Genomic DNA, 25,853 nt, shown 5'->3' on the forward strand with positions numbered 1-25,853 from the left:
GCCAGCAGCGCCGCCGCCCTCGTTCAGTGAGCGGACTTATAAATCCACACCCTCAAACAAGTCAACACAGCAATATCAAAAAAAATCAGAAATGTGATATCTAACTGATTGTAAAAGGGAATTTCGTTTTCATGAGCTTATCGGCATAAAAAGACGCAACCACACTCCTGGTTTTGCACAGGAGAACAGGCCGCCAGGCATCAAGGCAGGGCTCGCGCCTTCTTTTAGCCCCCTTCCTCGCTAATTGCTTCGTCAACGAAGCGTTAATAAGAGACATGCCTGCGCGTGTCCTTATATGGGCTGCTGCGACATGTCCCGCTGGTGCGTCGACCGATTTGACTCCCAGCTTTGAAAGTTGCACACCTTCGCCTGAAGTTTCTGGAGAGCGTATGACCGACGGGGCACAGCTGGTATGACTGCGGATCGCAATGTGATCCGGTCGCTAGGCACGGAACCGCCAATTCTGGCGGAAGGGCGCCGTGCACCCGATCGTCGCGAAATTTCGCTTCGATGGCTTTCCGGCACGTTCCTCACCGGCATTACCTCTTCCATATTGATGGGCGTGGCGCTGTTTGCCGCTCTTGATGGTCGCCAGCAGCTTGCCATTCCCGCCGAAGCCTTCGCCAAGGCGGATATGGGCAACAATGCCACGGAAGCCGCCCGTCGCGGAACGCGCCTCGTCGCACCGAATATTGCGGCCCGGCCGTCCGACCGGTCGATCATGGAAGTTTCCACCGTCATCAATGAAGGCGACAAGGAAGTGGTCCGCAAGGTCCCCTTCTCCCACGTCAAGATTCCGCTGGCGTCAAATTACGCCAAGCAGGATGACTATCCCGCCTTCGATCCCCTGAATATTTTTGCCAGCAACGAAGACAAGGACGCATCGGCACCCGCGCCTAGCCGGACGGGAACGATCTATGGCTCCGAAGTTGAATCCGAAGTCAGCCTGAAGACTGTCGCCTTTCCCGTACAGCATTCCAAATATGCCTTCGCCGGCTCATTGAGCTTCGACGAGGTCGAGGAGGCGGTGCGTTCGAACGGTTCGATCCTGACGGATGGCAACGAGCAGCTGGCCGCGCTCTATTATATCGACCCACGCCGTTTCGATAATGACGACGGCGATGTCGACATTACCGCTGGCCTTGCCGCCCGTGTCGTCGAACAGAACATGTCGGTCTCGACCCCGCAGTCCGCCTCGGTGCCTGTCAAGGAATATGCCGACGACGTGATCCCTGCCCGCCAGACCGAAACCATCGAGGCCGCCCTTTTCGGCGCCGGCTATTCGAAGGCGCAGTCCTCGGAAATCGCCGGGCTGCTATCGCCGCAAATCCAGTCGAACAATGTCGAAAGCGGCGATGTGCTGCGCGTCGGCATTATTCAGGAAGACGAGAAAAGCGACATCGTGCGCGTGAGCCTTTACCGCAAGGGCCGGCACATGGTCACCATGGCCATCGATGACAGCAAGCGCTTCATCAAGGCCAGCGAACCGCCGAAACTCGATGCCGTGGCGACCGCCTTTGACAGCACCCCGGCGCCTGCCGCCGGACGCGATCTGCCGAGCGTTTATGACGGGGTCTACCGTGCGGCTCTGGCTTACGGCATGAACCAGGGCATGGTTTCGCAGCTCATCAAGCTTCTGGCCAGCAGCGTCGATTTTCAGGCGCAGCTCAAGCCGGCGGATACGCTGGAAGCCTTCTTCTCCGTGGAAGACGCGGACGGCAAGGCGACGGACAAGTCGGAACTGCTCTATGTCAACGCCAAATTCGGCGACAACGAGACACGTTTTTACCGTTTCCAGAACCCGGACGACAACAGCATCGATTATTTCGATGAAAACGGCAAAAGCATCCGGCAGTTCCTGTTGCGCAACCCGGTTCCGAACGGCCGCATGACATCCGGTTTCGGCATGCGCCGCCACCCGGTTCTGAAATTCAGCCGCATGCATACCGGCACCGACTGGGCCGCCGCCCGCGGCACGCCCATCATCGCGACGGGCAACGGCACTGTCGAAAAGGCCGGATGGGCCTCCGGTTACGGCAACCAGACGCTGATCCGCCACGCCAATGGCTATGTCTCTTCCTATAACCACCAGAGCGCCATCGCCAAGGGTGTCACCGAAGGTGCAAAGGTCCGGCAGGGCCAGGTCATCGGTTATGTGGGATCGACCGGCCTTTCGACCGGCGCGCATCTGCACTACGAGCTGATCGTCAACGGCACCAAGGTGGACGCGATGAAGGTGCGCCTGCCGGGCGGCAAGTCGCTTTCCGGCGAGGCGCTGGCGCGTTTCTCCGACGAGAGAAAGCGCATCGACAATCTGCTGAATATTGACGAGAAGCCCAACCAGGTGGCGAGCCGCTGATCTGCGGGGAGACCCGAACGACAATCCCGGTCATATGAAAAGGGCCCGGTCATATGAAAAGGGCTCCGTTTCCGGAGCCCTTTCATTTTATGCCGCATCGGCCGTTTCAGCTTCGGCCTCACCCTTGGCGGGCTTGACCTTGAACAGCAGCCGATCCGTGCCCGAGGTCACCTTGACCCGCGATCCATCCGGGACTTCGCCGCCGAGGATCATTTCGGCAAGCCTGTCCTGAACCGCCTTCTGGATCACCCGCTTCAGCGGACGCGCGCCGTAAGCCGGATCGTAACCCTTATTGGCAAGCCAGTTGCGGGCATCCTCATCCAGTTCGAGCGAAATCTTGCGATCACCGAGCAGCGAGATGAGGCGCTTCAGCTGGATTTCGACAATTGCACCCATTTCGTCGCGCCGCAGGCGATGGAAGAGGATAATATCGTCGATACGGTTGAGGAATTCCGGCCGGAAATGCGACCGGACCCGCTCCATAACCAGGTCGCGAACCGAATCCACATCGTCATTGTCGCCCATCTGCGTCATGAATTCCGAACCGAGGTTCGAGGTCATGATGATGATGGTGTTCTTGAAATCGACGGTGCGGCCCTGGCCATCCGTGAGGCGGCCGTCATCCAGCACCTGCAAGAGGACGTTGAACACGTCCGGATGCGCTTTCTCGATCTCGTCGAACAGCACGACCTGATAGGGCCGGCGGCGAACCGCTTCGGTCAGGGCGCCGCCCTCTTCGTAACCGACATAGCCGGGAGGTGCACCGATCAGCCGGGCAACGGAGTGTTTCTCCATATATTCCGACATGTCGAGGCGAACCATCGCAGTTTCGTCGTCGAACAGGAAGCGGGCGAGCGACTTGGTCAGCTCGGTCTTGCCCACGCCCGTCGGGCCGAGGAAGATGAACGAACCGATCGGCCGGTTGGGATCCTGAAGGCCAGCGCGCGAACGACGAACCGCCTTGGAAACCGCCTGAACGGCCTCGCCCTGCCCGACAACGGACTTGGCAAGCTCGTCTTCCATGCGCAGCAGCTTTTCGCGCTGGCCTTCCAGCATCTTGTCGACCGGAATGCCTGTCCATCGGGAAACGACATGGGCGATATTGTCCGCCGTCACCACTTCCTGAACCATCGAGCCGGCACCGCTGCTATCGCGGGCTTCCGCCGCAGCCAGTTCCTTTTCGAGACCCGGAATGATGCCATAGGTCAACTCGCCGGCGCGCTGGAACTGGCCATTGCGCTGGGCAATCGCCAATTCGTTGCGGGCTTCGTCCAGCCGCTTCTTCAGGTCTGCGGCATGGCCGAGCTTCTGCTTTTCCGCCTGCCAGCGGGCCGTCAGCGCATCCGCCTTTTCTTCCGTATCGGCCAACTCATCCTCGAGCTTCTTGAGGCGGTCGGCGGACGACTGGTCCGTTTCCTGCTTCAGGGCTTCGCGCTCGATCTTGAGCTGGATGATGCGGCGATCCAGTTCGTCCAGTTCTTCCGGCTTGGAATCCACCTGCATGCGAAGACGCGAAGCGGCCTCATCCATCAGGTCGATTGCCTTGTCGGGCAGGAAGCGGTCGGTGATATAGCGGTTGGAAAGCGTCGCAGCCGCAACCAGGGCCGAATCCGAGATGCGGACCTTGTGGTGCTGTTCGTATTTTTCCTTCAAACCGCGCAGGATCGAAATCGTATCCTCAACGGTCGGTTCATCCACCAGAACGGGCTGGAAACGGCGGGCAAGGGCTGGATCCTTTTCCACATGCTTGCGATACTCATCGAGCGTGGTGGCGCCAACGCAGTGCAGCTCACCGCGAGCAAGCGCGGGCTTCAGCAGATTGGAGGCATCCATCGCACCATCGGCCTTGCCGGCGCCGACCAGCGTGTGCATCTCATCGATGAACAGGATGATGCCGCCATTTTCGGCCTGCACTTCGTTGAGCACAGCCTTCAGTCGTTCTTCGAATTCACCGCGATATTTCGCACCGGCGATCAGCGCGCCCATATCGAGCGCCATCAGCTTCTTGTCCTTCAGGCTTTCCGGCACGTCGCCATTGACGATGCGCAGCGCAAGACCTTCGGCAATCGCCGTTTTACCGACGCCCGGTTCACCGATCAGCACGGGATTGTTCTTGGTGCGGCGCGAGAGCACCTGGATGGTACGGCGGATTTCATCGTCGCGACCGATCACCGGGTCGAGCTTGCCTTCGCGGGCCTCTTCCGTCAGGTCGCGCGCGAACTTCTTCAGCGCATCGAAGCCCTGTTCGGCATTGGCGCTGTCGGCCGTGCGGCCCTTGCGGATATCATTGATGACCTGATTGAGCGCCTGCGCCGTTGCACCCGCCTTCTTCAGAGAAGCCGAAGTGGTGGCGGAACTTTCAATCGCAAGCGCCTGCAAAAGACGCTCGACGGTAACGAAACTGTCGCCGGCCTTCTTGGCAAGATCTTCCGCAGTCGAAAATACCTTCGCAAGCGGAGCGGTCAGCGAAAGGCCGCCATTGCCGCCGGAAACCTTGGGCAATTTCGCCAGAGCCGCATCATTGGCAAGACGCGCTTCCTTGGCGTTGCCGCCGGCGCGCTCGATCAGCGATGCCGCCATGCCCTGTTCGTCATCGAGCAGAACCTTCAGAACGTGTTCGGGCGAAAACTGCTGATGGTTCTCCGCCAACGCAAAGGTCTGCGCCGATTGCAGAAAACCGCGAACGCGCTCGGAGTACTTTTCAATATTCATAGTCGAACCTCCATAAACCGGCCCGCCCGCTTTCGGCACGGCTCCGGGTGTTAGGGTTGAGGCTCCCTCAAAAGGCAAGCCCCGCTGCGACAGCCGTGCTTAAAGGATTTCACGATTGCCGCCTCTCGACGGTCGGTTGCCGGCGAATGCGGCTTCCGTCCGTCCTGCACGAATATGGGAGGCATTTTCATCGGTTTAAAGGGAGAAAAACCCATCATCCGGGAAATTTTCACATGATTTGACAGGCATCAATTCGCCACATGAAACCACGCCGATTGCTGGCGGAATGTGCATAGCCAACCACCAAAAACAAAAAACTCCGGCAGGCCGGAGTTTTTCGATTGCAGAGTGATTTGCAGAAACTGCTTATTCGGCAGCGTTCTCAAGCGTGGCGGGTGCCGCCTCTTCACCGGCCGGCGCATCTTCGCCTTCGGCACCTTCCGCAGCGGCGGTGCGGCGCGGGCGGCGCTGGCGCGGTCCGGTCGCACGGCGCGTCTTCGGTGCGCGTTCGCCCGCCGGAGCTTCCGCCTGCTGCTGCTCTTCCTCGACGGCCACTTCCATGGGCGTGCCTTCGATGACGGGCTGCGGCGCCTGGCTAGCGTCGTAAACCGGCGGCTGCTGTTCGGCGGCCACCTGTGGCTGGCGCGGCTGACGCTCCTGACGTTCGCGGCGGTCCGGGCGCTCGCGACGCTCCTGACGCTGTTCGTTCCGCTCAGTACGCTCCTGACGTTCCGGCTGCTGCGCGCGCTCGGCCTGTTCGGCCTGCTGCTGCGGTGCAACGACGCCTTCATCGCCGTCGTTCACATCCATATCGTCGCCATCGGCAGCATTGTACTCGCCGCGGTCGTCGCGCTGGAAGCGTTCCTGCATCTGGGCCTGAGCCGAAGCGATGATGCGGTTATAGTGTTCAGCGTGCTGCAGATAGTTCTCAGCGATCACGCGGTCGCCGGAACTCTGCGCGTCTCGCGCCAGAGCCGCGTATTTTTCCGCTATGTGCTGGGCTGTGCCACGGATTTTAACATCGGGGCCGGAACTGTCATAAGTCCTGGTGAGCGGGTTGCCGCCCTTGCGGTTGAAGTTGTTGTTACCGCCACCATTGTTATTGTTGTTGTTTCCACGCCCCCGGCCGCGCTTGTTTTGCTGTCCTGGCCTCATCAATTGCTCACCTGAATTCTGTTTTGCTGACAATCTGGTTGTTTTCATGCAATTCCGGGCGGAAAACCGCTGGAAATTTTTCCTGAAATTGCTCCATCACGCGCCTTGCCGAAGATAACCCCAGGGCAAGACCTCGCGTATGACGACCGGCTGCGCAAATGCTGCACCGAGCCGCCTGCGAACAAAGTTTACTGATTCACATGCCGGAAACGCCCAGCCTTTCAGGGCTCTTTAAAGAACCCGCTTCGGGACTGACCCATACCCTGACGAATCTGTGTTCGTCCTCAGCCACCCGGCATGTGGCCGCAAACTATCCCGCTTCCTGCGGAAATCCAAGCCTTTTCTTTTGCTGTGCAAAATATCCTTGCAAAAAATCCGCAGACATATCGCGAACAACTATCTCCGGAAGGTCAAAACTCTGTCGTTACCGCCATAATCCTTCACGGCGTCCAGAAGAGAGAAGCCGTGGGAAGCAAATATAGCGGAAACATCAAGCCTTTGATCGAAACCGATCTCCACACCGACAATCCCGTTTTCCACAAGAAAGCGGCCTGCATCGGCAGCGATGAGGCGGTACGGTGCAAGGCCGTCCTGACCTCCATCCAGCGCCGCCATCGGGTCGTGGATACGAACCTCCTGGTCAAGCGTTGCTACGATATCAGTCCTTATATAAGGCGGATTCGACACAATTATGTCAAAGCGGCCAGAGATTTTTTCAAACCAGTCGCTGCGTATGGCCTCGAAGCGCCCACCGAGATCGTTTCGGGCCGCATTCCGGACCGCCGTTTCCAGCGCATCGGCGGAAATATCGCTACCGATACCGGTTGCTTCGGGACATTCCTTCAACAGCGCCAGACAGATCGCGCCGGTCCCGGTGCCCATATCCAGAATGCGGGCGCTGCCCTTGGCGGAAACGGCTTTTTTCAGCGCCGGCAACAGCGTATCGACAAGAACTTCCGTATCCGGCCGGGGTTCAAGCGTCTCCTTCGACAAAAGAAGGTCAAGGCCATGAAATTCCCGGTGACCGAGAATGCGGTGAACGGGTTCGCCATTCGCCCGTCTTTCGATCATGGCCGCGATACGGGCGCTTTCTTCCGGCGTCACGACACGATCGGGCTTCATCACGAAATCGGTCAATGAAAAACCGACGACCTCCGCAATCAAAAGCCGCGCATCGAGAAGCGGATCGGCGATCCCCGCCGCCTGCAGCCTTTTGCGGGCTGCGGCAAGCGCGTTCGCAACACTCGCTTCAGCCGCCGTGCTCAAAGCTGTTCGCCGAGCTGTGCAAGCTGCCCCGCCTGATAATCGGCGATCAGCGCATCCACAAGTTCATCGATCTCGCCTTCGATCATCCGGTCCAGCTTGTAGAGCGTGAGGTTGATGCGGTGATCGGTAACGCGGCCCTGCGGAAAATTATAGGTGCGGATACGCTCGGAACGGTCGCCGGAACCAACCTGGCTCTTGCGGTCGGCCGAGCGTTCGCTCTCCACCTTCTGGCGCTCGATGTCGTAAAGGCGCGAGCGCAGAACCTGCATGGCCTTGGCTCGGTTCTGGTGCTGCGATTTCTCCGAGCTGGTGACGATCAGGCCCGTCGGCAGATGGGTGATGCGAACGGCGGAGTCGGTGGTGTTGACGTGCTGGCCGCCCGCACCCGAAGCACGCATCGTATCGATGCGGATGTCTTCCGGGCGGATTTCGATATCGATATCTTCCGCTTCCGGCAGCACCGCAACGGTGGCAGCAGACGTGTGGATGCGGCCGCTCGCTTCCGTTTCCGGTACGCGCTGTACCCGGTGCACGCCGGATTCGAATTTCAGCTTGGAGAACACCCCGCGCCCGCTGATCGTCGCGATAATTTCCTTGTAACCGCCTGCTTCGCCCTCGCTTGCGGAAAGCACTTCCACCTTCCAGCCCTTGGTCGAGGCGAAACGTTCATACATGCGGAACAGATCGCCGGCGAAAAGGGCTGCCTCGGAGCCTCCAGTACCTGCGCGAATTTCGAGAATCGCGCTTTTTTCGTCCGCCGCATCCTTCGGCAGCAGCAGAACCTGCATGTCCTTTTCAAGCTCGCCGATGCGGACCTCAACATCCGGCAGCTCCATTTCCGCAAGCTCGCGCATATCCTTGTCGGTCGACTTGTCGGCCAGCAGCGCCTCGAGATCGGCGGCCTCGGAAACCGCCTTCTCGTAGTCGCGGATTTTCTTCACCACCGGCTCGAGTTCGGAATATTCCGAAGCGAGCTTCACATAGACATCCGCAGCAGGCCCGGCCGACATACGCGCTTCGATCTCACCGAAGCGTCTTTCCAACTCGCGCATTTTTTCGACGGGAAGCTTCGCCACCAGTCACTCCAATAATGAAACAGATCTTTTAGAGCGTTTTCGCTTTTCTTCGAAACGCGAAAACGCTCTAACTTTTTGCTTTAACGCATTTCCGGACGGAAAACCGGGGTCCACTTTTCCTGGAAATGCTCTAGATGGGAATGGAATGCGTCGCGGCAAAGCGTAACAACACCTCGCGCGCGCTTTCCAGCGAATTATGGTCGTCCAGCGCCGCGTTCAGCTCTTCGGCCAGGCGCACGGCATCGAGCCCGAGCAGCATGGCCTTGACCGGGCCGATGGCCGTCGGCGACATGGAAACAGACCGGAAGCCGAGGCCGATCAAAGCCATGGCCGAAAGCGGCTTGCCCGCCATTTCGCCGCACAGCGTAACCGAGGTGTGGTGCCTTTCGCCGGCGCGGACGATATCGCGCAGAATGCGCAGGAACGGCTTGCCGAGATTGTCGAAACGATCCGAAACACGCGCATTGCCACGATCGACCGCCATCGAGAACTGGAACAGATCGTTCGAACCGACGGAAACGAAATCCACCTCCTGCATCAGCTCGTCGAGCTGCCACATCAGCGACGGAACTTCCAGCATCGCACCGAATTGCAGCTTTTTCGGCAGCGCATGGCTGAATTTCGAAAGATGCTGCACTTCCTTCTGCAAAAGGTCGCGAGCGGCGCGGATTTCCGACACTTCCGTCACCATTGGCAGCATCATGCGCAGTTCCGCACCCGAGGCGGCGCGCAGCAGCGCGCGCATCTGCGTGCGCATCAGGCCCGGCCGGTCGAGCGACAGGCGGATCGCCCGCCAGCCCAGTGCCGGGTTTTCCTCTTCCTGACCGCGCATATAAGAAACGACCTTGTCGCCGCCGATATCGAGCGTGCGGAAGGTGACGCTCTTGCCCTTCGCCTGCCGCAGAACGGAGCGGTAGAACGCCTCCTGCTCCTCGCCCTTCGGCATGTTGGAGGCGATCATGAATTGCAGCTCGGTGCGGAACAGGCCAATGCCGTCGGCGCCGGATTCGTCGAGCTGCGGCAGGTCCACCAAAAGGCCCGCATTCATCTTCAGATTGACCTTCTGGCCATCCTTGGTGATCGGCTCGACGTTGCGCAGCGCGCGGAACTGCTCCTGCCGCTTGGCGCGCAGGCGCACCTTTTCTTCATAGGCACGCTGCAAATCCGACATCGGGCGCAGATGCACCTGACCGTCATCGCCATCGATAATGATGGGATCGTTGTTTTCCGCCAGAGCGACGATACCGGTCGCCTGCCCGATGATCGGAATGCCCATGGCACGCGCCACAATGACGACATGGCTCGTCACCGCGCCATCTTCCAGCACCAGACCACGCAGTTTTTCACGCGGGTAATCGAGCAGTTCGGCAGCACCCATGGCGCGCGCCAGAACGATGGCGTCGAGCGGGAAATCCTGCTCCGGCCCACGACCGCCGAAACCGATCAACTGCCGCAGCAGCCGGTTGGCGAGATCGTCGAAATCATGCATGCGCTCGCGCAGATAGGGATCGGTCAGGCGCATCATGCGCGCCTTGGTGTCGCTCTGCACCTTCTCGACCGCCGCTTCCGCCGTCAGGCCGTTGCGGATCGCCTCTTCCATGCGCCGCACCCAGCCCTGGTCGTGGGCGAACATGCGGTAGGTTTCCAGAACCTCGCGGTGCTCACCCTCGGTCGGCACATCGCGACGCTGCAACATGTCATCGATGGACAGACGCAGCGAACCGATGGCATCGGCAAGACGCCGGATTTCCGTATCGGCATCTTCATTCAAGAGATTGGTGACGACGATGCGCGGATCGTGCAGCACGACGTGGCCGAGACCGATGCCTTCGCCATAGCCGTCGCCATCGATGGAAACGGCGCGCGTCAGGTCCAGCTCCACTCCGGGGCGGGTGATCTTCTTCAACTCGCCGCTCGCCACTATTTCGGCAATGAGCATCGCGGTTGTCTCAAGCGCTTCCACTTCATCCTCCCGGTATGTTCGGCTGGCCTTGTTCTGGACCACAAGAACGCCAAGAGTGCGACCGGAACGCAAAATCGGCACGCCGAGGAAGGAATGATAAATTTCCTCACCGGTTTCAGGAAGATAGCGGAAAGCGGGATGCGCCTGCGCATCGGAAAGATTGAGAGGTTGGGCGGAAGCGGCGATGGTGCCGACAAGACCCTGCCCCATTTTCAGCTGGGCAAGATGCACGGCATCCTTGTTCAGACCTTCGGTAGCGTAAAGCTCGAGCACGCTGTCGGAACGCAGCACGTAGACTGAGCAAACCTCCGCCACCATGTTGCTGGCAATCTGACGGACGATCTGGTCCAGACGCTCCTGCGGTTCAAGGTGCTCCGCCATCATTTCGCGCAGCCGCTTGAGCAGGACGCGCGGACCTGCGGAAAGGTCTCTCATCGCGTTTGCTCCCCGACACTTCCGATCCGAATGTCATAATATTCGGGAATCAAAAGGTCATTTAAAAATTTATAGCGCGAGAAGCGCGTCCCGCAAGGGACACGCTTTCATGAAACGCCACATCGGAAGAACGCAACTCCGAAGAATCGGAGCATCGGGAACCGATGTCTCGGCTTAGCTCTTATCGAGACCGTAGGCGGAATGCAAAGTGCGAACCGCAAGTTCGGCATAGGCGCCGTCGATCAGGATCGAAATCTTGATCTCGGAGGTGGTGATCGCCTTGATGTTGATGTTCTTCTCGGCAAGCGCCTTGAAGGCGCTGGCGGCAACGCCGGCGTGGCTGCGCATGCCGATACCGATGACCGAAACCTTTGCGAGACCGGTCTCGTTCTGCGCGACGTCGAAGCCGATCTGGGCCTTGTTGTCTTCCAGAAGCTTGATCGCCTTGGCAACGTCGCCCGAAGGAACGGTGAAGGTCATGTCGGTGCGCGAACCGTCTTCGGAGATGTTCTGCACGATCATGTCGACGTTGATATGCGCTTCGGCAAGCGGCCCGAAGATCGCGGCCGAAACGCCCGGACGGTCGGCCACGCGGCGCAGCGAGATCTGTGCTTCATCCTTGGCATAGGCGATGCCGGTTACGACTTCCTGTTCCACGATTTCATCCTCGTCACAAATCAAAGTACCGGGCGGGTTGATGAGGTCGCCCATGCCCGGCGCATCGGGATCCTCGAAACTGGAGCGAACGAAGGTGCGCACCTTGTGTACCATGGCAAGCTCGACCGAGCGAACCTGCAGAACCTTCGCGCCGAGAGACGCCATTTCGAGCATTTCCTCGAAGGCGATCTTCTTCATGCGGCGAGCCTTGGGCTCGATGCGCGGATCGGTCGTATAAACGCCGTCGACATCGGTATAGATGTCGCAACGATCCGCCTTGACGGCGGCGGCAATCGCAACGGCGGACGTATCCGAACCGCCGCGGCCAAGCGTCGCGATGCGGTTGTCCGGGCCGATGCCCTGAAAACCGGCGACAACGGCAACCTGGCCTTCACCCATGCGATGGATGATATCCGAACCGTCGATTTCGAGAATGCGGGCGGCGCCATGCGCATTGTCGGTGCGGATCGGGATCTGCCAGCCCTGCCAGGAGCGCGCATTGATGCCCATGGATTGCAGCGTGATCGCCAGAAGTCCTGATGTCACCTGTTCGCCGGATGCGACAACCGCGTCATATTCGCGCGCATCGAAAAAGGAGGCGGCGTTGGCGCCGGCCACCTTCGCGGCGTTCTGCACCCAGTCCACCAGCTCATTGGTTTTGCCGGACATGGCGGAAACGACCACGGCCACTTCATGGCCGGCATCCACTTCGCGTTTCACATGCCGTGCGACATTGTGAATGCGTTCGAGGTTCGCGACGGACGTGCCGCCGAATTTCATGACAATGCGAGCCATAGCCGTGACCAGTACCATCCCATTTTCCCGCCGGCTCGTTCAAAGAGCGGACGGACAAGAACAAACCCAGTCGGCTCTTCCTGACAAAGAGCCTCAAGTTGCGGGTCTCTTAGCGAAAAGGCGGGGGGCACGCAATGCCGTTTATGAACCATGCGGTACGCCTTTTTCGCAGCATCGCTCCGGAACAATGGCGGGATGAAAACGTCGACGGGATAAAGCACCCGCAAAAGAGCGTACCGCAGTGCACTGTACAAACCGGCCCATTCGCAGTATGAGCGCGGCAATGCAACCGGCCAGATGGCCGAAATGGCCTGTATCGGCTGCCCCGGAGACTTTAGGACCTATTGGTTTCGGGCGGATGCGGGCAGCTTCATATCCGAAAGACGGTAGATGACAGACACCCAGGGTATCGCCCCGGCGATCGCGCAGGCGTTGGAAAAACGCGGCTATAAAGATTTGACCCCCGTGCAGCAGGCCATGCTTGCACCCGAACTGGCCGATAAGGATGCGCTGGTTTCCGCACAGACCGGTTCCGGCAAGACCGTTGCCTTCGGCATTGCACTGGCGCCGACGCTGCTGCCGGAGAACGGCCGCTTCGGTCAGGCTTCCGCACCCTTGGCGCTCGCCATCGCGCCGACCCGCGAACTGGCCATGCAGGTCAAGCGCGAGCTGGAGTGGCTCTATGAATTCGCCGGTGTCTCGATTGCCTCCTGCGTCGGCGGCATGGATGTGCGCAACGAGCGCCGTGCGCTCGAACGCGGCGCTCACATCGTCGTCGGCACACCCGGGCGTCTTTGCGACCACATCAAGCGTGGCGCGCTCGATCTGTCGTCCATCCGCGCCGTGGTGCTGGATGAAGCCGACGAAATGCTCGATCTCGGTTTCCGTGAAGATCTGGAATTCATTCTGGAAGAATCGCCGGAAACCCGCCGCACGCTGATGTTCTCGGCAACCGTTCCGCGCAGCATCGCCAAGCTTGCGGAAAGCTACCAGAAGAACGCCGTGCGCATCGCCACCGCTTCCGAACAGAAGCAGCATGTGGATATCGAATATCGCGCCATGCTGGTGACGCCGGCCGACCGCGAGAACGCCATCATCAATGCGCTGCGCTTTTATGAAGCCCGCAACGCCATCGTCTTCTGCTCCACCCGAGCAGCCGTAAACCACCTGACCGCCCGCCTGAACAATCGCGGTTTTGCCGTCGTGGCCCTTTCCGGCGAACTGACCCAGAACGAACGCACCCATGCGCTGCAGGCCATGCGCGACGGCCGCGCCCGCGTTTGTGTGGCGACCGACGTTGCCGCCCGCGGTATCGACCTGCCGGGTCTCGAACTCGTCATCCACGCCGACCTGCCGACCAATTCCGAAACGCTTCTGCACCGCTCCGGCCGTACCGGCCGCGCCGGTCAGAAGGGCGTCAGCGCCATCGTGGTGCCGATCAACCAGCGCCGCAAGGCAGAGCGCCTGTTGGAAGGCGCCAAGGTCAGCCCGGCATGGGTTCGCCCGCCTTCGGCCGAAGAGATCGTCGAGCGTGACGGCGCCCGACTTCTGGCCGACCCGTCGCTGACCGAGGCCGTGGCCGAGGACGAGCGCGATTTCGTCACCAGGCTGCTGGAGCGGCACGGCGCTGAAAAGGTCGCCGCCGCATTCGTGCGCCTGTATCACGCCGGACGTTCCGCGCCGGAAGACATCGCCGAAGTCTCGCTCGACAACAACCGCAAGCCGCGTCGTGACAGTTTCGAGACGGTCGAAAACAATGCGCCGCGCCGTGAACGTTCCGACTTCGCCGACAGCGCCTGGTTTTCGCTGTCCGTCGGCCGCAAGCAGAGCGCCGAACCGCGCTGGCTGATCCCCATGCTCTGCCGTTTCGGCAAGATCACCCGCCAGGATATCGGCGCGATCCGCATGCAGCAGACGGAAACTTTCGTGGAACTGGCGGCCGATGCCGTCGACCGTTTCACCTCCGCCATCGGCAAGGACATGACGCTCGAAAAGGGCATCCGTCTGAAAGCGCTGGAAGGCAAGCCGGAAATGACCGGCGGTTTCCGCGAAGACACGCGCCCGGCCAAGGCGCAACGGAAATTCAGCAAGTCGGACAATGCAAGCGGCCCCCGCGATGACCGCAAGGGCGACGACAAGCCCTGGAAAAAGAAAAAGCCCTTTGGCGACAAGCCGAAATACGAGGGCAAGAAGGACAAGCCCTTCGAAAAGCGCGGGCCGAAGCCGACGAAGGGCTGAGGACGCCCTTCGTTTTTAGCTCTTGCAAGAAAATGGGTCCCTTTTTGTGGGACTCAAGCCGGTCGACGACCTCCTCCGTCATGCCGGACCTGATCCGGCATCCAGCCACGACGCGTCTGCGTCGTGAGAAGACCCTTTTGCGATCAAAGACTTGATCGCGCTAGACCCCGGATCAAGTCCGGGGTGACGGAGTGGGGATGCGAAAACTTTGCAATCGATTCAGGTCGACAGATTCAGCAAAAAAGCCCCGCTTTCGCGGGGCTTTTATTTTGTCTCAACTTCTCAGAGCACCGGCAATCAGAACTCCAGCGCGCGATCGCCGCTTTCGTCCTTGATGCGGTTCGGCAGACCAATCTTGTTCAGAAGGTTCAGGAACGGCTTCGGCGGCAGTTCTTCCACATTGGCCATCTGCTTCACGTCCCATTCGCCAGTGGCGATAAGCATGGCAGCGGCGACCGGCGGAACGCCGGCGGTGTAGGAAATGCCCTGCGAGCCGACTTCTTCATAGGCTTCCTTGTGGTCGGCCACGTTGTAGATGAAGACTTCGCGTTCCTTGCCGTCCTTGATGCCCTTGACGATATCGCCGATGCACGTCTTGCCGACATAATCGGGGGCCAGCGAAGACGGATCGGGCAGCACGGCCTTGACGACCTTCAGCGGTACGACTTCGAGACCTTCGGCGGTCTTGACCGGCTTTTCGGACAGGAGGCCGAGGTTTTTCAGCACGGTGAAGACGTTGATATAATGATCGCCGAAACCCATCCAGAAGCGCACATCCGCGCCGTCCATGTTCTTGGACAGCGAATGCACTTCGTCATGGCCGGTCATATAGGCCTTCTGCTTGCCGACGATCGGCAGGTCGAATTCCTGGCCGACTTCGAACATCTGGTTCGTCTGCCACTCACCCTTCTGCCAGGAGTAAACGACGCCGGTGAATTCGCGGAAATTGATTTCCGGGTCGAAGTTGGTCGAGAACCAGCGGCCGTGGCTGCCGGCATTGATATCAACGATATCGACCGAAGTGACCTTGTCGAAATAATCATCCTTGGCGAGACGCGCATAGGCGTTCACCACGCCCGGATCGAAGCCGACGCCGAGAATGGCGGTAATGCCCTTTTCCTTGCACTCTTCCGCGCGCTTCCACTCGTAGTTTCCGTACCACGGCGGCGTCTCGCAAATCTTGGTCGGATCCTCGTGGATCGCCGTATCCATATAGGCAACACCCGTGTCCATGCAGGCACGAAGAACGGACATGTTGACGAAAGCCGAACCGACGTTGATGACGATTTCCACGCCGGTTTTCCTGATCAAGGCTTTCGTCGCCTCGATATCCATAGCGTCAAGCGCATGGGCCTCAAGTTTCACATCTGTCTTGAGGCTCTTCTTTTCGCGTACGGACTCGACAATCTTGCGGCACTTTCCCAAAGTCCGTGACGCAATATGAATGTCTCCCAATACATCGCTGTTCTGGGCGCATTTATGCGCCACGACCTGTGCTACGCCACCGGCGCCGATGATCAGAACGTTCTTCTTCATTTCAGGTGATGCCTCCTTTTCCCCGCAGGGATGAGCTTCGTTTCATGTTAAAAACAGGGTTTAAGACAGGCTTTGCTCAAAGTCTGCAAAGTCGAATTCACGAACGGCGCGAACGGTGCCGTCCAGTTCCTTGATGGCGATGGTCGGCATCTTCACGCCGTTGAACCAGTTCTTCTTGACCATGGTGTAGCCGGCCGCGTCCTGGAAGGAGATGCGGTCGCCGACCTTCAATTCCTTGTCGAAGCGGAAGTCGCCGAAAATATCGCCCGCAAGGCAGGATTTGCCGCAGACCATGTAGGGATGCTCGCCTTCGTTCGGCGAGACCTTGGCGGTTTCGCGGTAGATCAGCAGATCGAGCATATGCGCTTCGATGGAGCTGTCGACGATGGCGAGGTTCTTGCCGTTGAACAGCGTGTCGAGAACAGTCACCTCAAGCGTCGTGCTTTTGGTGATCGAGGCTTCGCCCGGCTCCAGATAGACCTGCACGCCGTATTTTTCCGAGAAGGCCGCCAAGCGGTCGCAGAACTGGTCGAGCGGATAATTGTCGCCGGTAAAGTGGATGCCGCCGCCGAGGCTCACCCATTCCGCACGCGACAGAAGCGATCCGAATTTCTCCTCGATCTGCGTCAGCATGCGGTCGAACAGGGAAAAATCGCTGTTTTCGCAATTATTGTGGATCATGAAACCGGAGATACGGTCCATGACCTTGTCGACCTTGGCGACATCCCATTCGCCCAGCCGGCTAAAGGGGCGCGCAGGATCGGCAAGATCGAAGCTCGACGAGCTGACCTGCGGGTTGAGGCGCAGACCGCGCGTGATGCCGGAAGCCTTGTCGGCGAAACGCTCGAGCTGACCGATGGAGTTGAAGATGATCTTGTCCGCATTCGAGATCACCTCGTCGATTTCGTAGTCGGCATAGGCGACGGAATAGGCGTGCGTTTCACCGCCGAATTTCTCGCGGCCGAGACGGACTTCATAAAGCGAGGACGAGGTGGTGCCGTCCATATATTGCGACATGAAATCGAACACCGACCATGTGGCGAAGCACTTCAGCGCCAGGAGCGCCTTGGCGCCGGATTTTTCCCGCACATAGGCAATCTTCTCCATGTTGCGAAGAAGTTTTGTCTTGTCGATGAGGTAATAGGGCGTCTGGAGCATGTCGTTTCACATATTGATTGAAGTCAAGGTACGTCTCGATGATGGGCCTTATAGGATGCTTGTGACAGGAAAACAAATGTCCGGCACCGAATTCCTCGAAAATCGCCCCCGAGCCGAAGTGCCATCAAGAAAACCCGTCCCGTTGCGGAACCAAGCCGGCATCGGCGCGTTTGACTAACGGACAGGCGGGTGTTTCGGCCGCCGAAACGAAGCTTCACGGACGACGGTGACGTGTCGTCGTCCCATCAATGATGTTCAGGAAGGACCTCCCCTATGGCAAGCGTGCGTAGCAGCGTCAGCGACAAGATCCAGCAATCCCTCGAAAACGGCGATGCGGCCGATGTGGCAGCGCAGCTCGCCCAGCTTCGCGAAGATCTGGCTAGTCTTGCCAAAAGCGTGAAGGCGCTCGGCGTCGGCGCTTCGCATGAGCTGAAGGCGCAGGCCGCCCGTGTGGCGGATGACGCCCTCACCGCATCCGGAGAAATGGCCGACAGCGTTCGCAATGAGATCTCCACGCTCAACGATAACCTCACCGACCACGTCCAGAAGAACCCGCTCCAGTCCCTCGGCATCGCCGTCGGCGTCGGTTTCGTGCTCGCCCTCCTGACGCGTCGATAAGGCCGCGCTCATGCTTGAGGCATTGCTGGTCTATCTGGGGGAGACCCAGCGCGAGGGGCGTGTCGTTACACGGCGATTGCGCGCGACCATAATCCTGTCGGTTCTGACCGGGATATTTTTTCTGATCGCCTTCATCGCCGCCGTGGTGGCGGGGTCAATCTATCTTGCCCGGCATGTGGGTGCAGGCCCTGCGGCGCTCGTCGTCGCCGGGAGCGCGTTCCTGCTCGGCGTCATCATGCTGGTGGCGCTGGCGATAGTCAAACGTCCGAGGGTCTATGCCGCACGTCCCGCTGTCGCGCCTTTGACGGCGGCGCCGCTTGCCGCAGCGCCGCTCGCCCTGCAATCGCTGCTGACGCTAGCGATCCAGGCACGTCCCTATGCGACGCTCGCCGTGGCCGTCGCGGCCGGTTTCCTGGCCACAAGGGTCAATACGAAAAAGTCCAAGTAATTTCTTGGCGACACGATAAGGCAAACCGCGCGTCCAGACGATGGATGCGCGGTTTTTTTTATGTTACCCGCGAAGGATAGACTGGTTGATGGCGTTACCCGCCATGCCGCCCTTATTTGAACAAAGTGACATACAGTCTCGGGCGGTCTCGGCGCGTCCGTAATTTTCTGAAAGGCAATTGATGAAGAAGAAAGTCCTTGTCGTCGGCGGTGCCGGCTATATCGGTTCGCACACCTGCCTTCTCCTGTCTGAGCGAGGATATGAACCGGTCGTTTTCGACAATCTGTCCAACGGGCATGAGGAATTCGTCCGCTGGGGACCCTTCGAACAGGGCGATATTCGCGACCGGGCGCGACTGGACGAAGTCTTCGCCAAACACCGGCCGGAAGCCGTTCTGCATTTCGCCGCGCTGATCGAAGTCGGCGAATCCGTCAAGCAGCCCGTGGCTTTCTACGACAACAATGTCATCGGCTCGCTCAACCTGCTCTCCGCCGCCATCGATGCCGGCGTCACGGCCTTCGTTTTCTCGTCCACCTGCGCAACTTACGGATTGCCGGAACAGGTGCCGATCGACGAGACGCACCGGCAGGCGCCGATCAACCCCTATGGCCGCACCAAATGGGTGGTGGAGCAGGCGCTGAAGGACTACAGCACCTATAAGGGGCTGCGTTCGGTGATGCTGCGCTACTTCAATGCCGCCGGCGCGGATTTCGAAGGCCGCATCGGCGAATGGCACAAGCCGGAAACCCACGCGATCCCGCTGGCCATCGAGGCCGCCCTCGGCCGGCGTCAGGGCTTCAAGGTGTTCGGCACGGATTACGACACGCGCGACGGCACCTGCGTGCGCGACTATATCCACATTCTCGATCTCGCCGATGCGCATGTGCGGGCGGTGGATTATCTGCTGGCCGGCGGTGAGACCGTCGAACTCAACCTCGGCACCGGCACCGGCACCACGGTGAAGGAACTGCTGGCGGCGATTTCGGACGTTTCCGGCCGCCCCTTCCCCGTTGAATATACCGGGCGGCGCGATGGCGATTCCACGACGCTTGTTGCCAATAACGACAAGGCGAAGGAGGTTCTCGGCTGGGAACCGCGTTATTCCCTGTCGGACATCATCAAATCCGCCTGGGCGTGGCATTCCTCCCGCAATGCCGGGGATTGAACAGCCGGCGAACAAACAAAAAAAGACACCGGCTGTTGGCCGGTGCCTTCCGCTGGACAGCTGATTGAAGCCGGTCCCGCTCCTGCCTCCCAGGGACGGGAATTAGGGCTTGGTGGCGGACGTCGTCGTGCTGTCAGGAGCCGCCGGCGTTGCCGCATTCTTTTCGCTGGCCTTCTGTTCCAGCGTCTTGAATTCGGGAGCGGCCTTCAGCGTTTCCGCCGTTTCCGTCGTTGTCAGGCGGATGGTGCCGTCCTGCGCGTTGCGCGTCATCGTCACCTTGTCCATCGGAACAGCGACGTCCTTTGCGCCGATACCCAGGAAGCCGCCAACGCCGATCACGGCCGCAACCAGACCACCGTCTTCTTCCATGATCAGGTTGGTGACGTTACCGATGCTTTCATCGGCCGCGGTATAGACCGCCTTGCCGATATAATCGTTGGCGCTGACCTGCGTTTCGCCCTGTTCGGTGAGATAAGCGCCGCCTGTCGTTGTCGCCGCGCTGTCATTTGTCGCGGGAGCGGCAGGCGTCATCGGGGTGGCGGGCGGGGTTGCCGGCTCCGTCTGCGCACCCGGATTTGCAGGCGCAGGCTGGGTCGTGCCCTGAGCGATGGCCAGCGGCGCGAAAGCCGTCGTGCCCATCAGAGCGGCAGTGACGAGGATCGTAAATTTCTTAGCCATTTCGTACCTTCCTTTCATCGTTCTCAACTGGCCGGCGGTGATGAATTTCATGTCCGCTCCTCGGCCGGTTCGTCTGGCAAACGGGTTGGTCGTTGAAATAGTTCCGATTTTTTCAACCGAGCCAGTGCAATTGTGACCTACCGCAACAACCGAAGGTAAAAATCAGGCATTGCTAAAGGGGGAGGGCACGGTATTATCCGTGTCGTAACAATGCCATAACTGCCGGAGTTTTTTGTATGCCTCGACCCGGCGACAGACTGAAAGACATGATCTCGGCTTTGCGTCGGCGCAGTGCGAATTTTTTCCCGACCGCCTCCATCGGCACCTATCTGGTGGTGATGGCTACCGTCATTACCCTGCCGCTCATTCTTTTCGGCGGCTATCTGATGCTGCGCCTCGAGGCGGAAAAACGCGACGACCTGCAACGGGAAACCATCGAGGATGTGCGGGTGGTCTCCCGCAACATCGACCGCCGCCTGCAGGAAATCGCCACCTCGCTCAATCTCCTGTCGCAATTCCCGGAACTTGAGAGCGGCAACCTCGCCGCGTTTCAGGGGCGCGTCGCCGACAGTCTGAAGCGGGAGGGCCTCTACGCCATTCTCGCCACCAAAGATGGTCAGCAGCGTCTCAATACGCGCGTGCCCTATGGCCAGCCGCTCGGCAAGGTGCCGGCGGAAGCCAATCTGGCTAAAGCGATCGACTCCCGCCGCATCACCGTCTCGGACATGTTTTTCGGCTCGACCAGCAAGGAATGGGTGTTCAACGTCACCATGCCGCTCGGCCCGGACCTGGACCCCGCCGGAGACGCCCTGATCCTGACGCAGAATACCAGCGACCTGAGCAGGCTCATCCCCACGGAAAACCTGCCGCGCCACTGGGCGGTCGCCATCATTGACGGCAACAACCGCGTTGTCGTCTCAAGCGCGCCCGAAGAGGCGGAAGTGGGCAAGCCGTTTGTCACCCCCGATGTCCTTTCGGAAATGCAGGCCTTCAGCGGCAATTTTTTCGACGGCAAGGGTAACCTCTATGCCTATGCTCAATTGCCGGGCTGGCAATGGAAGACGGTGATGTGGGGTCCGCTCGCCGCAAGTCAGGCGGCGCTGATAGACACCTGGCGGCAGATGATGATCGGCAGCCTGATGCTGGTGCTGATTGCCATTGGCGGCGCCTATCTGGTCGGCCGGCAATTGCGCAGCTCCATTCGTGACCTGACCCTGATGGCCGAGCGCATCGGCGAAGGCGAGATCGTCGCACCCGTCGATACCAAGATAAAGGAGGCCAACCAGGTCGCCATCGCGCTCTCCAACGCGTCCTTCGACAGAAGCCAGTCGGAAGAGCGGCTGCAACTGCTGCTTCACGAGCTGGTTCACCGTTCCAAGAACATTCTGACGCTGGTTCAGGCGATGATACGGCAATTGGGACGCGAAAATAAAAGCATTCCGGAATTTCAAAAGGAGGTCGATCACCGCCTGCGTGGCCTTGGAATGTCGATCCGGGCATTGGCGGAAGTTCAATGGCAGGGTCTGCCGATCCGCAAGCTGATCGAGACCCACCTCGATGTTTTCGGCACCGTGTCGCAGCGCATCGCGCTGGCGGGAGACGATTTCATGCTTTCTCCGGAAGCGGCACAGAATTTCGGTCTTGTCATCCACGAGCTGACGACGAATTCCATCAAATATGGCGCATTGTCGGTTCCATCAGGAAAAATTACCGTGCGCTGGCAGTCGCTTGAAAAAGACGGACGGCAGATGATCCATCTCGTCTGGACCGAGACGGGCGGACCGCCGGCCAGAGAGCCGAGCCGCAAAGGCTTCGGCACCACGGTCATCAAAAGGCATGCGGAAGGCGCCTTCGGCGGGCAGGTGCTGACGGAATATCGTGAATCCGGCTTCGAGTGGTCGCTGGAAGCGCCGATGCGTTACTTCACGCCCAAACGATCGGAACAGACAGGCACGCATTGAGGCCGAAACTTGCGGACCTATCCGCTGTGCAGACGGCAAAAAAGCCGGGGCAAAAATGGCTGGTATTTTGCGCAACGTTAAAAAAACGCATTTTTTGGGAACCGAATCCGGCTGGGCGTGTTTTTACTGCAGGCCAAGCAATTCCCCCGTCCCCGCCTGAAGCTTGGCTGAAAATAAACAGGTTTCGCCCCTGAAAACCTGTCATAAAAATAGCACGGCTCTTTCATGAGCCGTGCTTTTTGTTTTGGTTTTCATGAAATGAAAGATGAACCCGGCGCCGCGCGCGATCTTGAGATTTCAGGCATCCGCGCCGTCGCCGGAAGGAAATTTCAGCCGGTAGACGATCCGCTCCGGCGTCAACTCGTATTTGGCGCTTCCCCCCAATGCGGACGGAACCACCTTTTCCAGCACCACGCTGCCGAAGCTGCCGCGCCGGGTCTCCGCCGGCTCTTTCGACGGCATCATCGGCTCATTCCATTCAACGATATAAAAATCACCCTCCTGACGACATTGCAGGGATATGGGCGGGTGATAGGCGAGATTGCCGCTATGGCTGACGGTATTGACGACGAGCTCATGGAAGGCGAGCCCGATATAAAGCGCGCCATTCGGATTGAGCAGCAGGTTTTCGCCTTCCATATGGATGAGGTTCGGATATTCCGGCACATAAAGATCGAATTGCTGGCGCAGCAGCTCGAATATGCGCGCGCCCCGCCAGTCCGAATCCGTGATGAGATCCTGACTCTGGGCAAGAGCATGCAGTCGGCCGCGGAACTTGCGCAGGAAATCATCCTTGGTGAGGCTGAAACGGGCCGTCTGGCCGGCAAGGCTCTGGATGATCGCCAGGAGATTCTTGGAACGGTGGCTGACCTCGCGCAGCAGCGAGCGCAGAAGCTGCTCGCGCCGCCTTTCCGCGGTCACCTCGCGAATGGTGGTTTTCATCACCACCTGGTTCGTGTGGTTAAGGGTGGAATGAACCTGAAACTGGAAGACGCGATCATTGCCGGCATTGACTTCCAGCATGCCGCGGCTGCCCGCCGTATTCATGTCCTTCTTGAGATCGGCCAGCCGGGCGGAGAGATCGTTACCGAACAGATTTTCATCGGTGGGGCGAGATTCTGCCGGAATTTTCCAGACATCCGGCAGATTGGCCACGAATATATAGTCGCGGTTCCAGTCCTGCAGCATGACTGTCTCACCCGAATCGAGCAAGGCAAGGACAAGCGAATCGTGAAGTTCGCTTTCGTCCCTCTCCGCGTTATGCCATGCCAGCCGATGCAAATTCGTCTCCTTGCAGAAAGCCGCGGGGCAGCCCCACGACCGTAACCGCCAACGCCCGGGCACCAGAGTGGTTCCCGGTCAGCCTGCGGTTTCGGCAAAATTCACGCCGCGACGCGTGAGCTTTCGTTGAAAAACAGGGCCTGGCTGATAAGCGCTTTCACCATGTCCGGATTAAACGGCTTCGTCACAAGGAAGGTCGGCTCCGGCCGCTCGCCCGTCAGAAGACGCTCGGGGAAAGCCGTGATGAAGATTACCGGCAGCGTGGTCATCTGCAGGATGTCCTTCATCGCATCGAGACCGGAACTGCCATCGGCGAGCTGAATATCGGCAAGGATCATCTTCGGCTGGGTGCGATGGAAGAGATCGAGCGCTTCCGTGTGGGTGCGGGCGATGCCCGTGACGCGGTGGCCGAGATCGGTGACCATCTGCTCGATATCCATGGCGATCAGAGGTTCGTCCTCGATGATCATGATATCGGTCGCCACCTGCCGGGCGATTTCAGACGCTGCCTCGTCGATCAGCTTGCCGACCTGATCCTCGGAGACTTTCAGAACCTCGGCGGTTTCCGAAGGTGTGAATTCTTCGACCGTGGTCAAAAGGAATGCCTGACGGGCCAAGGCCGGCACGGCGGAGAGGTTGGCCGAGGCGCGTTTTTCCCATCCCGACAGGTTTTCGTCGGTCTTAATATTGATCGTGACGGAACTAAAGATCGATACGAACAATTGATAGAGCGAAACACGATCATTGCTAGTCTGCGGAAAAATGCTGATATCCGCGATCAGAGCTTCGAGGGTGGCGGCAACATAGGCATCGCCCGTCGATTGTGAGCCGCAAACGGCACGCGCGAACCTGCGCAGATATGGCAGGTGCGGTGCGATGCGTGTAGAAACTGACATGGAATTCTCCCCTTTCATGCGGTCTGCAACGCAAACCCACGATAGCAACGTGCGCATTGCAAAAAAAGTTCCGGACCGCCGGAACTATTTTTTTCACGGCGCATTCTTTGCCACGACGCAAAAGGAATACCGGACGTTATGAGCATATTTCAATCGGACCAAGATCAGCCGGACAATTCGGCCGCCCCCCAGGTTCCACACTCCGGGCGGGCGGTGATTTCCCGTAAGCTCAGGGAGCTTTATGATGCCGTTCAGGATGAAGGCATCCCTGACAAATTCCTCGACCTTCTCGAAAAACTCGATGAAGCCGAAAGCAGAGCCAAAATGAAGGCTTCGGAGGAATGATGGCGAAAGAGCCGGAGCAGACAGAATACAATTTCAAACGGGAAATGCTGGCGGCGCTGCCGAACCTGCGCGCCTTCGCGATTTCGCTCATCCGCTCGCGGGACCGTGCCGACGACCTCGTGCAGGACACGATCATGAAGGCATGGGCGAAACAGGACAGCTACCAGCCAGGCACCAATATGCGCGCATGGCTGGTGACGATCCTGCGCAACGAGTTCTACAGCCAGATTCGCAAATCCGGCCGTGAGGTGCAGGATACGGACGGGGTCTATACGTCCCGCCTGTCGGTGCCGCCGGAACAGCATGGTTCAGTCGACCTTCAGGATTTCCGCGCGGCACTCGCAAAGTTGCCGGACGACCAGCGTGAAGCGATCCTGCTGATCGGGGCTTCGGGTTTTGCCTACGAGGAAGCCGCCGAGATTTGCGGTTGCCCCGTCGGCACCATCAAGAGCCGGGTCAGCCGCGCAAGGCTGCGCCTGCAGGAATTGCTCGGCATCGAAAACGAAAACGAGTTCGGCCCGGACGCGCAGATGAGCGCGGTCACCGCCGCCGCCACGGCGCGCTGAGGAAAGTGAACATCAGAAACGGGCAGGCAAACGTCTGCCCGTTTTTTCATGTCTGCTTTTCAGATGCCGGTTTCCTTGACCGATTGCATGACCACGAAGGTCGAGGTGTTGGCGACGGATGGCAGGCTAGAGATTTTCTCGCCGAGCACCCTTCGATACTTGCGGATATCGCTGGTGCGCACTTTCAGGAGATAATCGAAGGCGCCGGCGATCATGTGGCACTCCTCCACTTCCTTGATCTTGCGCACCGCCGTGTTGAACTCCTCCAGCGCCTTTTCCCGCGTATCGGAAAGCTTTACCTCGGCGAAGGCGATGTGATCGACACCGAGTTTCTGCGGATTGAGCATGGCGCGGAAGCCGAGAATATAGCCCTCATCCACCAGCCGCTTCAGCCGCGTCTGGCAGGGCGTCTTGGAAAGACCGACCCTTTTCGAGAGCTGCAGCACGGACATGCGCCCGTCTTCGCTGAGCGCCTCGAGAATCTTGAGATCGAAGTGATCCAGATCGTCTGTTTTTTGACTAGTAACCATGTGATTTTACGCCAT

Annotated in this window: 20 protein-coding genes; 8 read left to right on the plus strand and 12 right to left on the minus strand. The window is 59.3% G+C overall.

What is annotated here, in order from left to right:
- Positions 1-412: 412 nt before the first annotated feature.
- Entirely contained in the window at positions 413-2,359 is a 1,947-nt protein-coding gene (locus ACQZ5G_RS16150; RefSeq protein WP_020811299.1) for a M23 family metallopeptidase, read from the plus strand.
- Between the two features lie 87 nt (positions 2,360-2,446).
- Here the strand turns inward: ACQZ5G_RS16150 and clpB are convergent, their stop codons facing one another.
- The 6 genes from clpB to ACQZ5G_RS16180 form a co-directional block, all read right to left on the minus strand.
- Positions 2,447-5,071, minus strand: coding sequence for an ATP-dependent chaperone ClpB (clpB, locus tag ACQZ5G_RS16155; RefSeq protein WP_003522543.1), 2,625 nt, complete (start codon positions 5,069-5,071; stop codon positions 2,447-2,449).
- 366 nt (positions 5,072-5,437) lie between these two features.
- Positions 5,438-6,226: a DUF4167 domain-containing protein gene (locus tag ACQZ5G_RS16160; RefSeq protein ID WP_003522542.1), complete on the minus strand. Its 789-nt coding sequence runs from the start codon at positions 6,224-6,226 to the stop codon at positions 5,438-5,440.
- A 396-nt stretch (positions 6,227-6,622) separates the two neighbouring features.
- The gene (gene prmC, locus ACQZ5G_RS16165) at positions 6,623-7,492 is read right to left on the minus strand and encodes a peptide chain release factor N(5)-glutamine methyltransferase (RefSeq protein WP_448738269.1); all 870 of its coding nucleotides are present in this window, start codon (positions 7,490-7,492) and stop codon (positions 6,623-6,625) included.
- On the minus strand, positions 7,489-8,568 hold the full coding sequence (prfA, locus tag ACQZ5G_RS16170; RefSeq protein WP_338808553.1) for a peptide chain release factor 1: 1,080 nt from the start codon (positions 8,566-8,568) through the stop codon (positions 7,489-7,491). The genes prmC and prfA overlap by 4 nt, the downstream gene beginning before the upstream one ends.
- 130 nt (positions 8,569-8,698) lie before the next feature.
- Positions 8,699-10,966 (minus strand): phosphoenolpyruvate--protein phosphotransferase, encoded by a 2,268-nt coding sequence (ptsP, locus tag ACQZ5G_RS16175; protein WP_448738270.1) that lies wholly within the window; start codon positions 10,964-10,966, stop codon positions 8,699-8,701.
- 174 nt (positions 10,967-11,140) lie between these two features.
- Entirely contained in the window at positions 11,141-12,418 is a 1,278-nt protein-coding gene (locus tag ACQZ5G_RS16180; protein ID WP_003522538.1) for an aspartate kinase, read from the minus strand.
- Positions 12,419-12,808: 390 nt separating this feature from the next.
- Between ACQZ5G_RS16180 and ACQZ5G_RS16185 the strand changes: the two genes are divergently transcribed.
- Entirely contained in the window at positions 12,809-14,656 is a 1,848-nt protein-coding gene (locus tag ACQZ5G_RS16185) for a DEAD/DEAH box helicase (RefSeq protein WP_448738271.1), read from the plus strand.
- A 297-nt stretch (positions 14,657-14,953) separates the two neighbouring features.
- Here the strand turns inward: ACQZ5G_RS16185 and ACQZ5G_RS16190 are convergent, their stop codons facing one another.
- Both ACQZ5G_RS16190 and nspC read right to left on the minus strand, forming a co-directional pair.
- Positions 14,954-16,192, minus strand: coding sequence for a saccharopine dehydrogenase family protein (locus ACQZ5G_RS16190; protein WP_448738272.1), 1,239 nt, complete (start codon positions 16,190-16,192; stop codon positions 14,954-14,956).
- A gap of 60 nt (positions 16,193-16,252) precedes the next feature.
- Positions 16,253-17,350 carry a carboxynorspermidine decarboxylase gene (gene nspC / locus ACQZ5G_RS16195; protein ID WP_080853826.1) on the minus strand — a complete coding sequence of 366 codons (1,098 nt, stop codon included), beginning with the start codon at positions 17,348-17,350 and terminating at the stop codon, positions 16,253-16,255.
- A 273-nt stretch (positions 17,351-17,623) separates the two neighbouring features.
- On the opposite strand from nspC, the gene ACQZ5G_RS16200 reads away from it, so the two are divergent.
- From ACQZ5G_RS16200 to galE, 3 genes are all read left to right on the plus strand, one after another.
- The gene (locus ACQZ5G_RS16200) at positions 17,624-17,968 is read left to right on the plus strand and encodes a DUF883 family protein (RefSeq protein WP_003522534.1); all 345 of its coding nucleotides are present in this window, start codon (positions 17,624-17,626) and stop codon (positions 17,966-17,968) included.
- A 10-nt stretch (positions 17,969-17,978) separates the two neighbouring features.
- Entirely contained in the window at positions 17,979-18,416 is a 438-nt protein-coding gene (locus ACQZ5G_RS16205; RefSeq protein WP_174000406.1) for a hypothetical protein, read from the plus strand.
- Positions 18,417-18,597: 181 nt separating this feature from the next.
- Positions 18,598-19,581, plus strand: coding sequence for a UDP-glucose 4-epimerase GalE (galE, locus tag ACQZ5G_RS16210; protein ID WP_035239308.1), 984 nt, complete (start codon positions 18,598-18,600; stop codon positions 19,579-19,581).
- 102 nt (positions 19,582-19,683) lie between these two features.
- Here galE and ACQZ5G_RS16215 read toward each other — a convergent pair whose 3' ends face one another.
- Positions 19,684-20,259, minus strand: a complete 576-nt coding sequence (locus tag ACQZ5G_RS16215; RefSeq protein WP_003522532.1) for a PRC-barrel domain-containing protein — start codon at positions 20,257-20,259, stop codon at positions 19,684-19,686.
- A gap of 236 nt (positions 20,260-20,495) precedes the next feature.
- Between ACQZ5G_RS16215 and ACQZ5G_RS16220 the strand changes: the two genes are divergently transcribed.
- The gene (locus ACQZ5G_RS16220; RefSeq protein WP_035239305.1) at positions 20,496-22,220 is read left to right on the plus strand and encodes a sensor histidine kinase; all 1,725 of its coding nucleotides are present in this window, start codon (positions 20,496-20,498) and stop codon (positions 22,218-22,220) included.
- A 297-nt stretch (positions 22,221-22,517) separates the two neighbouring features.
- On the opposite strand, the gene ACQZ5G_RS16225 is transcribed toward ACQZ5G_RS16220, so the two are convergent.
- Positions 22,518-23,501, minus strand: coding sequence for a sensor histidine kinase (locus ACQZ5G_RS16225; protein WP_448738273.1), 984 nt, complete (start codon positions 23,499-23,501; stop codon positions 22,518-22,520).
- Between the two features lie 101 nt (positions 23,502-23,602).
- Positions 23,603-24,397 carry a response regulator gene (locus ACQZ5G_RS16230; RefSeq protein WP_448738274.1) on the minus strand — a complete coding sequence of 265 codons (795 nt, stop codon included), beginning with the start codon at positions 24,395-24,397 and terminating at the stop codon, positions 23,603-23,605.
- Between the two features lie 138 nt (positions 24,398-24,535).
- On the opposite strand from ACQZ5G_RS16230, the gene ACQZ5G_RS16235 reads away from it, so the two are divergent.
- The gene (locus tag ACQZ5G_RS16235; RefSeq protein ID WP_003522527.1) at positions 24,536-24,742 is read left to right on the plus strand and encodes a NepR family anti-sigma factor; all 207 of its coding nucleotides are present in this window, start codon (positions 24,536-24,538) and stop codon (positions 24,740-24,742) included.
- Positions 24,742-25,308, plus strand: coding sequence for an RNA polymerase sigma factor (locus ACQZ5G_RS16240; protein ID WP_003508744.1), 567 nt, complete (start codon positions 24,742-24,744; stop codon positions 25,306-25,308). Before ACQZ5G_RS16235 ends, ACQZ5G_RS16240 begins: the two co-directional genes overlap by 1 nt.
- Positions 25,309-25,367: 59 nt before the next feature.
- Here ACQZ5G_RS16240 and ACQZ5G_RS16245 read toward each other — a convergent pair whose 3' ends face one another.
- The gene (locus tag ACQZ5G_RS16245; RefSeq protein ID WP_448738275.1) at positions 25,368-25,838 is read right to left on the minus strand and encodes an Lrp/AsnC family transcriptional regulator; all 471 of its coding nucleotides are present in this window, start codon (positions 25,836-25,838) and stop codon (positions 25,368-25,370) included.
- Positions 25,839-25,853 lie beyond the last annotated feature (15 nt).

The sequence above is a fragment of the Agrobacterium sp. 22-214-1 genome (assembly GCF_053522465.1).